A 12718-nucleotide genomic window follows, 5' to 3' on the forward strand; every position below is an offset into this window, starting at 1 on the left:
GTTCCAGCCTATCCAGCCGTTCTCGCCAAATCTGCTCGTAACGCTTCCATATTCTTGAGATCAAACCGTTCGTCAAAAACGACGCTTCTCCTTTCTCACATTTTATTCAAATACTCTTCGAGGTTGTCCATCCTGTCATCCCACACCTGACTGAACGATTGAAGCCAGGCGTTGATTTCTTGAAACGGCTGCGCCTCGAGACTGTAAATTCGCAGCTGCGCCTTCTTCTGAACGCGGACGATGCCTAGTTCTGCCAGAATGCGCAAATGCCTGGAGACATGGGGCTGACTGATTCCTAATTTCCCCACGATTTCGCTTACGGAACTCGGTCCCTCCTTCAATATTTGCAAAATATTAAAGCGGTTCGGCTCGGTGATCGCGAAAAGTTTCGGTTGAATTGTTTGACTGTTCATACTCACAATATACACACACACATATATATATATGTCAATATATATAAATCATTTTTTCACACGGCAAAAAATAAAGCGCCCCGAACACTACGGTCAGGGTGCTTACATGTTACGTCTTCTATATCAATGTTTTTTCGCACGAATTTCCTCTTCCAGAGCTTGGATGATTTCCGCAGGCTCCTTCGCGCCCAGATCCCCTGCGCCGCGCTTACGCACGGAAACCGTCCCGGAATTTTTCTCATTCTCGCCCAATACGAACATATACGGCAACTTTTCAAGTTGGGCTTCACGAATTTTGTAACCGAGCTTTTCGCTGCGGTCATCCACTTCGGTTCGAATTCCCTTGCCTTCCAACATTTGCTTCACTTGCAAGGCGTAATCGATATATTTGTCCGAAACTGGAAGAAGATTCACTTGGACCGGTGCGATCCATAACGGGAAAGCGCCGGTGAAATGCTCTATCAAAATGCCGATAAACCGGTCGACCGAACCGTACGCCGCGCGATGGATCACGACAGGCCGATGCTTCTGGTTGTCCTCGCCGATATAGGACAGGTCGGATTTCTCGGGCATTTGGAAATCGAGCTGGATCGTTCCGCATTGCCAACTGCGCTTCAAGGCGTCGCTTGAGCCATTAAATGCGCTGTGCTGTGCCTGTATACCTCCAGTCCGTCTTTGGAATCCAGCGTAACGATTTCGATATAGCTTTCCTGTTCGACGGGACGGCTCAAATCGGCCGGTTTCCCGTCGATTTTGCCGGCGACGGCATTCTTCTTCAATCCCGGACTGATCGATTCCGCGATTTGCTCGACGGTCGTGCCGACAGGATACTCCCTTACGCTTCCATCCGGCAAAGTAACCTGAACTGTTGACATCTCTATCCCTCCACGATTATTTTTGAACGCAAAAAAACACATCTCATCCGCCAAGGGACGAGTGCGTTCAGCTCGTGGTTCCACCCTATGCCATTTGGAAGGATTTCACTTGCGTGTCTGCGAGCGCAGATCCGGTTTTCCTTTCACGTCTTTCCTTGTCCGTTGGAAAACATCCAATGAAGTTTACAGTTTTAGGAATTCAGGCACACCTCCATTGGAAAACATCCAATGGACCTCCCCAATTATCGCCTTTCGGCCGAATTTAGGAGGATTTCATTGGATAAATTCCAATGAAAAGCCCCTTGAGCCAATCTAACAGGAATTTCCGTTGTATAGATTCCAATGGGCGAAACACGAGGGGGATAGCGAAAGGAACGAAAGGAACAAGGACACCCTCCACGGATGTCCTTATCCTTGTCTTTGTCCTTGCGCAGCGTACTACGACCTAACAAAAATAGGCGAAATCCAAGCAAACTGATGGTTGGCTTGGCGTATTTCCACATGATACGCATCCGTATCCTGTTCCCGCTCCGTATCGTTCCATTCCAGATGAACGCGGTAAGCCGTTTCCGGTACGGCGCGGTGAATCAGGATCGCCTCCGAACTGTACGGTTTCACATGCGTAGAACGCGACCCCTCCAGCAGTTCGGCCACACTGGTTTCCATGCGAATTCCGTTCGCCTCCACGACAAGCGTAGTCGCCTCGTCTCCCTCCACCTCCAGCACGACCGCCGCCGTAGCGGGATGGAGCGTCGACGGATTCTGGAACGTCGTACAGGTCCAGGCGAGGGAATGCTCAGTGCGCTCCACGATCCGATTATCGAGCTTATTGATGTCCGGATTCTGCCTCATGCCGGGCTCGGGCGCGAGCACGCTTTGGCCGCGGAAGCAGCTGTCCGCGCCGAGCAGCCTGCCGTTTCTCACCCCGGCTTCCGCCTTCCAGCGATAGCCTTGCTTCGACTCGCCCCACCCCAATTCCACTCTGATCTTGTATTTCCGGGCGACGCCGCGCAAGGCTGACGAGATGTTGTCCCCCGCGACAACTTGCCATGGCTTCGCGTTTCTAAATACCGTAATTTTGTCGATATAGTCAGCACATACCGAATCCAATACCAGTTTCCTGACGCCTGCGACTTCGACCTCGCTGCCCATGAAGGCCCCGTTCAACGTAAACCGGCATTCGATCTTGTCCCCCGTAACCGCATAGGTGCGGCCGGCCTTGATCGCTTCCCAGATCGATTCGCGCGTTTTCTCCTCCGCCCATACCGCTACGCGCCCGTCGCCGTACGATCCCGGATAGCCGGCATGATGGTCGGTCGAACCGGCAAAACTGAATTTCTTGCCTTGGCGCAACCCCGCAAACACCGTATTGCGCGAGTCTCTCGGCCCCATCGTATGATAGTAAGGATAGGCGCTTCCGTCCGACATGCCGGAGCCATGCTTGGAGAACACCTCGACGATTGGCGATAGATCGGAACGGAAGGCGTCCCAATTCGTCCCGCGATAGCCGGGCGTATACCCGATATGATGCGGAACGGCAATCGCCCCGTAAGCCGCGAGCTTCTCGGCGAGCTCCTGCGGAGAAGCCGCGTAGACGAGCGGAAGTTCGTCGCTCGGCGATACAATATGATGATCCCCGAATTCGCTGGAATGAATCTCGTACCCTTGAAACGTCACGAATTCATGCGGAATATTCGCTTCCCGGACTTTGGCACGGACGGCTTCCCAATCCGCCTGCAATTTCGCAAACCCTTCCTTGTGGAAATCGACGAGGAACGCCGTCTCCTCGGTCCGCTCCGGTATATCCGGCCACATCGCGTGGCCGATAATCGCGCAAAAATCGAGTTGTCCTCTCGCCGCCTCCAACGCGTTTTCCAGCGCCCCGAATCCGTAAGTAATACCGCAATGATTATGCAGGTCTCCCCAGAACAGTTTCATCTATGATACTCTCCTTTAACTCTTCTAAAAGCCTTCCCAATGCCAAGCCCCTGTTTGTGCCATCTCGTGTACCGGTAGTTTTGCTTTGCGCAGCGCAGTCGCTCCCCGTTCCCGTTGCAACGGACGTCGCCGCGGACCTGCGACAAAATAAATGCAATGATGAAACGAAATCCGGTTTTGGCATCACAAACCGCGACTTTTGTATGAAATCTCGAACATAATCGAAGGACTCAACTCATGCGCCGATCGTTTTGTATGATATTTCGTCCCACCTTTGCAGGATCAGGGCTCAAATCGCTCATTGTGTATGAAATTTCGATCATATTCGCCGGACTGCATTCACACGCCGCTCGTTTTGTATGATATTTCGGCTACATTTGTCATGCCTATGCTGATTCATCATCCAAACCCGGTTAAAAATGAACGCAACGCCATTGGATTTGGCATGCATTTACATTACTCGAGCTAGGATCGGAGTTGTCGATTCATGCATTCACTCAACCCTCATACTCACCTTCATAAGGCTCGTCTTCCACAGCAAGCTGCAGCGCGGCCAGTTCCCGCTTCAGGCTGTCGATCACGCCCGCATAGGCGGTATCATGGTAAACATTGTTCATCTCGTAGGGATCGTTCTTCAGATCGAACAGCTCCCATTCCGGCTGCCGGCGCTCGTCGAGTGAACCCGTCGTCCCTAGTGCGTCCGCATAATAATAAATCAGCTTGTACTCATGCGTGCGGATGCCGTAATGGGAATAGACGGAATGCTCCTTATCGAGATGCATCCAGTAACGGTAATACATGGACTTGCGCCAATCGTCCGGCGTCTCGCCCTTCCAGATCGGGCGGAAACTTCGGCCCTGCATCCCGGCCGGAATCGTTGCTCCTGCGGCATCGAGAAACGTTGCCGCGAAGTCCACGTTCAGCACCATATCCTTGTTGACGATGCCTGCCCGAATCTCTTTCGGATATTGAATGAGCAAGGGCATCCGCAACGATTCCTCATACATAAAGCGCTTGTCGAACCAGCCGTGGTCTCCGAGGAAAAAGCCTTGGTCGGAAGTGTATACGACAATGGTATTGTCCCAAATGCCCTCCGCTTCCAACGTATCGAGCAGAACGCCGACGCTCTCGTCGATCGAAGCGACGCAGCGGAGATAATCTTTGATATATCGCTGATAATTCCAGCTTTTGATCTGCTCCGGCGCGCTTCCCGCCGGCGGCTCCCCTTTGACGTCCTTGGGCAGTAAATCCCGGTCGATCCGCATTCTGGCGGCGCGGGCGGCCTCCGCCCGCGTGCCGTAGTCGTCGTGGAACGTGACGGGCTCGGGAATGTCGACATCCTCGTACAGGTCGGCGTACTTGGGCGAAGGCAGCCACGGGCGATGCGGCGCTTTATGATGGCACATCAGCAGGAACGGCTTCGTCTTGTCGCGGCGGCGGATCCAATTGGCGGACATATCGGTAATCACATCCGTCACATAGCCGCCAATCTTCTTCGTTTCCCCCATCTCGATAAATTCCGGGTCGAAATAGTCTCCTTGGTCCGGCAGCACGTTCCAATAATCGAAGCCGGTCGGATCGGAATTGCCGCCATGGCCCAAATGCCATTTGCCGATGATCGCCGTGGCGTAACCCGCTTGCTGCAACAGCTTGGGAAAATTCATCATCGTCCCGTCGATGTCGTCGTCGAGCGTCTTGACGCCGTTGATATGGTTATAGACTCCTGTCAAGATCGTTGCCCGGCTCGGCGCGCAAATCGAATTCGTGCAGAAGCAATTGTCGAAGCGAATCCCGTTCTCCGCAATGCGGTCGATATTCGGCGTCCGATTGATTGCACTGCCGTAACTGCCAATCGCATGCGAAGCGTGATCGTCGGACATGATGAATAGAATGTTAGGCTGATTCATTTGATCTACCATCCTTCTCATTGCAACTGATAGACGCGAACCTCGGCATAGGAGTTCCACTGATTCACGCTGTTGCCGTGGCCGGTAATGCGGACATATCGCGCCTCATGTTGTCTCAAATACGTTTTTTCAATATCCAGGCTTTCGCCGCTGCTTGTCCCCGCAAACGCCTTGTACCAGGTTTCTCCGTCCGGCGAAGTTTCGATCTCGAATTTGAAGCTCCGCTCGTTCCCGCGAATAAAGGCGATGCCGACGCTGTTCACGGCTGTCGCTTCCCCGAGATCGAGCATGATCCACTGATCGCCTTCCGCTCCCCAGTACGTATTGAAATCGCCGTCAATCGCTTTATCTTCCGTATTTCCCTGGTCGGCTTGCGAGCCGCTGGCGGAAACGGCCGCAATCGGCAGTTCGGCCAAACGCTCCTCTTCCCCGTCAAGCGGCGTTAATTTGAAGTTGAAATGGTACACGCTCTTGATCTCGGGACTTTGCCGCGAAGAGACGATCAGCTTCGCGATGCCGGGAACGTCGTCCGCAGGAAAGGCCTGCACTTCGTACATCGCATCATCGTAGACCGCTTGTACGACGGGCACGTTCGTACGGTCAAGCGGCAGCAGAATGTCATAGCTGAACGTCTGCTCATCAAAACCGGCCAAAGGCTCGCCGTCGATGCTGACGCTTTGCAGGACGGGTACGGTCAACTCGCCGTCCGCAATGCTCCACTGGTCGAGCGGAACGCCGGTGAACGAAGTGTCCGTATCCTCGATCGCTCCGACGATCGGAATCAACGTTACCGTCAGCCGCATCTCCTTCGCTTCATCCAATTTGACGAACAGCTTGCGGATGCCATCGTTCTGATGCTGCTTGGGCGGATTGGGCGATTCCGGCAGCGGCTTGGCGTCCATCACGCCGAATTTCGCCTCAATCGGATGCCCCGACGCATCGCGGACATCGCTATCCAGGCCGACCCACAACTTCTCTCCGCCTTTGGTGAACATCGCCGACTTTCCGTCCTCGCTGACTTGAATATCGGCTTCCGTATGCATAAACCAGTAAGCGGTCGACGGGTTCAAGAAGGAAACCTCGTCCTGAATCGTCGCTCTCGTACGGTTCGAGGCGAGCATGACGCCCCGCTTCGCCGAGGAGACATGCTTGTTGTACGCCTCCGTCAAATTGGCGATCGCAAATCCGCCAAGCGGCTTGCTTTCCGTCTTCTCGATTTTGGCGAATGCTTTAATATTTTGCTGCGCCCCGCCGTCGGAATTGATCACTAATGTGTTATGCCCCTCCGGATTCAAACGGTAGTAAGTCAAACGTTCCTTCTCGTAATTCGAATAGCCCGGCAGATTGTAATCGTCCTTGCCCAGATCGATCGCCCATTGCTGGCCGAGCGCTTCAAAAACGAAGCTTCCCAGATCGTAATGCCCGTGGCTGACTACATTATTGCCCGCCTTCAACCCGAGGAAGCCGGTGTTGGGATCGTCCCATTTGCTGCGGAATGTCGCGACTTCCGTCCCGCTGAAGTATTGGTCCAATTCCAACGTTTGACCGGGAAGGTAAGCATCCGGCTCGTACCAGAGCATTTCGAATTCGGTGCCGGCGTTTCTGTACTTGATTTTATTGTCCAAATGTACGGAGGCTAACAAACGATCTCCGTATTTCTTCGCGATCCATAATTCTTCGGCAGCGATCACCTTGTTGTTCGAGGCATCCCCGTAGTTCAGCGAGCCTACCGCTCCGCTCAAATAGGTCGGGAAGTACGCCGTCTTGCTCAGTCCTGGCGTTTGGTCGTAACCGTAGCTCGTGCCCAGCGCCGTTTCCAGCGAAGAGATGAAGCGAACAATGTATTCCAGCGTATATTTCCAATAACTCGGGCCTTCCGCCCATGCTCCGTCCGGAGTGAACTCCAGCAAAATAAAATCCTCAAGCGCATTGAACGCAACATCCAATATTTTGCCGCCGAATTGCTCCATCGTCACTCGCTCGCCGGACGGCAAGACGATTTCCTTGTCCACATCCCCGATCGCCATCAAGGCGAGCACGGAAGCCCCGTTGCATACCGCATTCCAGTTATTCGTTCTCGGGTAGGTGTGAATCCACCATACATTTTTGTTGTACGCCTCTAACGTCTTCACCAGCCCCTTCGCGACGATGGCGTCCTCGAGCATTTGCCGCTGCTCCGGCGTCCAGGCATCGTACAGCCAATCGTACGCGATTGCGAGGCCTTCCATAAATTCGGCCGTGTTCAAAAATTCGTTCTCTTCGTTCCAATTCGGGAACTGCGATACCGTATAGACTTCGTCCCAGATCCGCTGCTTATATTGTTCTTTCTTGGCAGGATCGTCGCTCAGATGATAGAGCATCCCTAGATTGATCACGAGCGGTCCCACTTGTCTGGAGCCGATCATCCTTCTGCCGTCCGGCAGATCGTCCGTAGGCAGCGCCATGCTGAGATGCTTCTCGCCTTGCTTCTGAATATCCTGATACCATTTGCCGATCGTCGCTTCCCCCGACTGAATCAGCGATTTGACGCGGTCAAAGTCGGACGAAGTTGCCAGTATTCTCGGATGGGCCGCATCTTTGCTCTTCAGCCGGGCCATCGCTTCGTCTCCGGTCGGCCGGTCGTAGACGATCTCCTTGATCGCTTCTTCGATATAAAACTTCTCGTTATCCTGCGGTTTGACGCTCTCATCCGCTTTGTCGAACGCATCGTCGAACGGCATGGCGCTATCGCCGATCACGATAAGTCCTCTGCCTTTATAGTCCGTGTATACCTGCTTCTGCAAGATCGTTCCCGCCATGTCCACAGGAACCATGACATCGTCGGGGGTAAACTCGATATGGGAATCAGGGCGCACTTCGCCGCCTATAACCGCATGATTCTTCGTTACCGTAACGTTCTGTCCTTTTGTTTTGACACGCGCGCTCTGCCCATGGACTTCCACGTCAACGCCCAAGGATCGGCCGACAAATCGAAGCGGCACGACGATCGTTCCGTCGACTTTCCTCGGTATGTTCGGCTCGTCGATCGCCCCCGCCGTCTTTACATTGTTCATCAGCGCGTTCCGGCTGCCCACGACCATCGCCAATGATCCGGCAAGCCGATCCTGCACGGAGATACCGAGATCGTTGTCGAAATCCATCAACGAATCGGGCTTGTTGATCGCCTGCAATTGTTCCATCGTCTTCAGCTCTGTGCCGGAATACACCCGCATATTGTCCAGCAGCGTCGTGAAGCTTTTGTCGCCGGCGGCGCCCGGCGTCAGGTCGGCTTGCGAAATCCGTTTCGCCCGAACCCGCAAATAGTTGATCCCCGTCGCCCCGTTGCTATTTTTCAACAATACCGAATCGATCTTCTTGACGCCGTCTACATAGACCGATACCGTTTGCGCATCCGCTCCGAAGTCGATCGCGAACGATAGCCTGTTCCATTGATTCACATTCAACGGCACTTTGCCGCCTTCCACTTTCAGTACGCCGTCGGCTCCCAAATTGCCAAGCGTAATCCCTTTATTGGCACTGTCCTTTATTTCGAAAAATTTACTTCCGTTAGAGTCCAGCGACTTGATATCGAAATCGAAGATGATCTCGCCCGTCAAGTCATCCGTTCCGAACCGTTTGGCAAGGCCGACATCCGGCTGATCCGCTGCGGATTCTTCGATCCGCAGCGCGACGCTGGTCCCGTTCGGGACCGTATGCTCGTTCCGAAGCGCGCCGCTCGACTTTTTCACGTCCGCGATGCCGGTCATTTCCATTCCGCTTGGCGGCGCGCCGGTCTGGCTATATTGCTCGAAATCTTGCACCAAATAAACGGAAATATCGGATGCCGCTGCCCTCGCCGGCATGTCGCCCGCCACTCCGCTCAAACCTATGGCCATGCTTAACAGCAAACTGATGCGTCGAAACCATTTTCCCCTTGCATTCATCATCTAGTCGCTCCTCTCAAATCGGTTTACGAATGGTCATATCCCTCTCCTTGACCGTGACCTCATAATGTTCGCCGCAGTCCAATTCATAATAGCCGTCGGCGAATGGCCGAATCGATACGGCCGGGGCTTGTCCCCCTTTATATGGCGCAAGCACCGTCACAAAAGTAACCGTACCGCTGTAAGTCCCTTGGAATCGCACTCTTGTGGACGCTCTCGCCACATCGTTGACGTCGGACAGCCGGCCGGGCAGCAGATCCGCCTCACCCCGCGGCTCCGTATAAATACCCAAATTGGCAATATCGCTCGCAGCGACGACAGCATCCGCCGCGATCTCTACCTCCGTAAAATCCAAATGGAAGTACCGCTGCACTCCGCTCCGCTCCAGCCCTTCCACCCGATCCGCAATGACGACGAACCGGCGATCGACCAATGCTATATGGCGGTGATGGACAATCGGCTCGTAATTCAAATGGTAAGCGCTTGCGATTTGATAAAAGCCCCTGTCTTCCACATTGTAAATTTCTCCGATTTTCTGCGGACCGTAGGCGAACGAACCCAAATATTCGAAATGGTCCCTCTCATCGATCAGGAGTGTGGAATGATAGTTGGCGCTCTTGAATTTCCTGCGGTCTTCATCCTCCCGATAGCAGAAAATGCCGGGATCGCAGACCATATTTTTCCCAAGCGCGGTAAAATCGAAGCTCATCAGATCGATATGGGCATGGAAGTTCTGCACCGGGCTTCTGCATGCGAACAGAAAGCTGAGCGCCTCCGCATCCCAGCCGCTGCGAATAATCGCTTGATGCAAGGTCCGGTTCCAGAACGTCGTCAATTTATCGCATTCGTAGTACTTGCCTTGCAGCCCCTTCAAATCTTCATAGAACCGCCGCACATCCAATGCGCGCCACACATGTTTGCTAGCCTCGCTCATGATCTCGCGCATATCGATCAAGTTCGTTGCAAGCCCGAGCCATGTCATATCGCCCAACGCCAAATAGCCGTATACCCCGCCCATCACGGCCAGATGATTCGCATGGGAATCGCCCACAGGTACGCATTTCCCGGTCGGCCGCAACGAATAGATGGAATAGTCCAAATTGGTGCGCAGCAGCTCCATATACCGGTCCGAGAACTCGAACTGGAACCGCTTGGCCAGCACGACGGCAAGGCCGAACCAGAACATGCAGCCATTGTGATAAGAAGGACAGCCTTCGATTTGTCCGCCGTCTTCGGTCAGCTGAGCCAAGGCGCATCGTTCGATCCCGTCGATCGCGAAAGCTTTCCATTCCTCCGCCTCCCGCAGCTCCGGGAAATATAGCGCCGTCGTCAGAATGCCCAAGCATTCCATCAGAAAATGATTATGATCCGCCTTCGGCCACAGGATCGGCGAGACCTTGCGCAACATTCGGATCTGCATGTGCACGGCCCATAGGTACCGCTCCAACACATCTTCGGTAAACAACTCCGTATGTCCCAGATGCTCCAGTACGAGCGGCCACGTCTTGTAATTGCGAATGCCGAGTTCCAACGCCCTTAGCGGATGGCATTGCGAGAAATATTCAATCGGATAATCGATCATCTCTTCCCGAATCTCGACCGTTGCGATCCAATCCAACATTTCTTCAATAACTTTGCGCCCGTATTTCTCATCCCGTGTTAAAGAATAGGCTTCCAGCAGATCCTGCCAATGCGTCATGCGGTTCAGCTGCCACAGAAACTCGTTGTCATTATGCCTGCGTTCCAGCCAGCAAGGCGGATTGCCGACGAATTCGCGCACGCCACCCGTGCCCGGAAGCTTGAGCATTCCCCGGTACGCTTCCTCCGCACTGGCAATCGTCGCTTGCACGAGCTCCGGCATGTTGTCCGCAATATACTTGCTCTTCGCCGCTATCGGCTCCAATCGCGATCGCAGGTTGGCCAACAACTCGCCCGTCGGGATCGGCTCTTTCAACAAAGCTTGTATATTCATCTTCGTTTCTCCTTCGAGGCGGAAAGGCTGCAGCGCCTGATCGTTCTGCAGCCCGTTCACTTGTTCCTCTATTGGTTCATTTCCGCCATATACCGGTCGTAAGCGGCCTGGTTAATTTCCACCAACCGGCGAGCGCCGAGCTTCTCGAGTTCTTTCACAAATGCCGCATGATCCACCGGCTTCGCTCCAAGAATCCATTGCTGTCTCGTTTCCACAATATACGTGTCGACTTTCGGGAGAATTTTCTGAATTTCCTTCTGCTCTTCATTCGTAAATTTCAGAACAGGGTATTTCTCCATAAATACATTCTTTTCTTTATACGCGTTAATGCCTTCCGTTGCCAAAGGCAGCGTCCATTGCTCTTCGTAGAAGTAATCTTGCTGGAAGCCGAAGTTGGATTGGGCTCCCGTCTCGCGAATGACGTCGACAGGCGCTTTGTCGGACTTCAATACTTTATCGGTGAAGATCGGCTTGCCGTCTACCATCGTGTACGTATCGCCTTCGATGCCGAAATTCGCCATCCGTCTGCCTTCTTCGGTAAACCAGAAATCAAAATATTTGATCGTGGCAACCGGATCCGGATTGCTGTGCGCGATGCCCCAGCCGTAATTTTTGGCGCGGTCCCGCTTGGAAGGCTCTTTCACGACACCGTCTACGTCCGCCGGCGGCAGCATCGGATCGAAGCGGAAGCCCGGAATTTTGCTTTCAAGCTGTTCGTTGTAATTGCCCGTCGAAGCGAAGAAATCATGCGTCAAACCGCCTACGTTATCCGCAAGCAGAATATCTCTCGCCTTGCTTCCGCGAGTGAAAATCTCTTTATCGATGAGTCCTTCTTTATACCACTTCGCCATATTTTCCATCGCAACGCCGTATTCCGGCTCGAGCGGTCCGTAGATCACTTTATTGTCGAATGCCCGGTAGTCCGGATATGCATTCCAGAGCGCCATGAGGCCTTCAATGCCGATCGACGTATTGCGGTGGAAAAATCCAACCTCGTCCTTCTTGTTATTGCCGTTCGGATCTTGCGTCACGAACGCCGTCAACACATCATGCAGTTCGTCCACCGTTTTCGGCTCGTCCAGTCCCAATTTCTCCAGCCAATCCTTGCGGATAAACCAGCCTTTCTCAGCTTCCCCATCGGCGATAAACGGAATGAACCATATCGTTCCTTCGTTGTCGGAAGCCGCGCTTCGCACATCCGGATTGTCCTCCATAAATTTCTTCAGATGAGGAGCATGCTCGTCGATCAAATCGTTGAGCGGCAGGAACGCTCCCTCCGGACCGTATTGCAGGAAATCCTTGGACAGCGCTTGCATAATATCCGGCAGCGAACCCGACGCCATAACGATGCTGAACGTTTCGCTGAAGTCGGAAACCGTATTCGGCAGCGTTCCTTCCAGCGTTACGTTGGTCATATCCGCCGCTTTCACGAAGATCGGCCAATCGTTTTTAAATACGCCCGAATCTTTCGTCCCCATATGTACCGTTAATTTCAGCTGCTTCTCCGAAGCCAGGTACGGATTTTCGCTTTCTTGCCCTTGCGGCGCCGGATCGGCTTGAGCCGGACCGGCATCCTTCGACCCTGTCGAACAACCTGCCAGAACCCCCGCCAAAACTGTTGTTGCCGCGAATAGACTAACGATTTTTTTCCATCTCATGAGACGTACACCCCGCATTTTAATTTTGTATA

Annotated in this window: 7 protein-coding genes and 1 pseudogene; all 8 read right to left on the minus strand. The window is 53.5% G+C overall.

What is annotated here, in order from left to right; genetic code table 11:
- Nucleotides 1-95: 95 nt before the first annotated feature.
- The 8 genes and pseudogenes from KQI79_RS20680 to KQI79_RS20715 all read right to left on the minus strand — a co-directional run bounded on the left by KQI79_RS20680 (nt 96) and on the right by KQI79_RS20715 (nt 12686).
- The gene (locus tag KQI79_RS20680; protein WP_216540202.1) at nt 96-413 is read right to left on the minus strand and encodes an ArsR/SmtB family transcription factor; all 318 of its coding nucleotides are present in this window, start codon (nt 411-413) and stop codon (nt 96-98) included.
- A 123-nt stretch (nt 414-536) separates the two neighbouring features.
- Nucleotides 537-1073, minus strand: a pseudogene (locus KQI79_RS20685) (His/Gly/Thr/Pro-type tRNA ligase C-terminal domain-containing protein); the annotation flags it as partial.
- On the minus strand, nt 1028-1330 hold the full coding sequence (locus KQI79_RS20690; RefSeq protein WP_367398219.1) for a TGS domain-containing protein: 303 nt from the start codon (nt 1328-1330) through the stop codon (nt 1028-1030). The gene KQI79_RS20690 and the pseudogene KQI79_RS20685, both read right to left, overlap by 46 nt.
- Nucleotides 1331-1726: 396 nt before the next feature.
- A complete protein-coding gene (locus tag KQI79_RS20695) occupies nt 1727-3226 on the minus strand; it encodes a DUF3604 domain-containing protein (protein WP_216540204.1) in 1500 nt (499 codons plus the stop codon).
- 497 nt (nt 3227-3723) lie between these two features.
- Nucleotides 3724-5133, minus strand: a complete 1410-nt coding sequence (locus KQI79_RS20700; RefSeq protein ID WP_253298298.1) for a sulfatase family protein — start codon at nt 5131-5133, stop codon at nt 3724-3726.
- 17 nt (nt 5134-5150) lie between these two features.
- A complete protein-coding gene (locus KQI79_RS20705) occupies nt 5151-9059 on the minus strand; it encodes a discoidin domain-containing protein (protein ID WP_216540206.1) in 3909 nt (1302 codons plus the stop codon).
- Nucleotides 9060-9072: 13 nt separating this feature from the next.
- The gene (locus KQI79_RS20710; protein ID WP_216540207.1) at nt 9073-11088 is read right to left on the minus strand and encodes a heparinase II/III family protein; all 2016 of its coding nucleotides are present in this window, start codon (nt 11086-11088) and stop codon (nt 9073-9075) included.
- A gap of 8 nt (nt 11089-11096) precedes the next feature.
- Nucleotides 11097-12686, minus strand: a complete 1590-nt coding sequence (locus KQI79_RS20715) for a type 2 periplasmic-binding domain-containing protein (RefSeq protein WP_216540208.1) — start codon at nt 12684-12686, stop codon at nt 11097-11099.
- Nucleotides 12687-12718: the final 32 nt, after the last annotated feature.

Source organism: Paenibacillus sp. MSJ-34 (genome assembly GCF_018918005.1).
Taxonomy (GTDB): Bacteria; Bacillota; Bacilli; order Paenibacillales; family Paenibacillaceae; genus MSJ-34.

Bases quoted from the DNA above. Each gene is read 5' to 3' on its own strand.
- KQI79_RS20715 (WP_216540208.1), bottom strand. From the start codon at position 12,686: ATGAGATGGAAAAAAATCGTTAGTCTATTCGCGGCAACAACAGTTTTG.
- KQI79_RS20700 (WP_253298298.1), bottom strand. From the start codon at position 5,133: ATGAATCAGCCTAACATTCTATTCATCATGTCCGACGATCACGCTTCG.
- KQI79_RS20690 (WP_367398219.1), bottom strand. From the start codon at position 1,330: ATGTGTTTTTTTGCGTTCAAAAATAATCGTGGAGGGATAGAGATGTCA.
- KQI79_RS20680 (WP_216540202.1), bottom strand. From the start codon at position 413: ATGAACAGTCAAACAATTCAACCGAAACTTTTCGCGATCACCGAGCCG.
- KQI79_RS20695 (WP_216540204.1), bottom strand. From the start codon at position 3,226: ATGAAACTGTTCTGGGGAGACCTGCATAATCATTGCGGTATTACTTAC.
- KQI79_RS20705 (WP_216540206.1), bottom strand. From the start codon at position 9,059: ATGATGAATGCAAGGGGAAAATGGTTTCGACGCATCAGTTTGCTGTTA.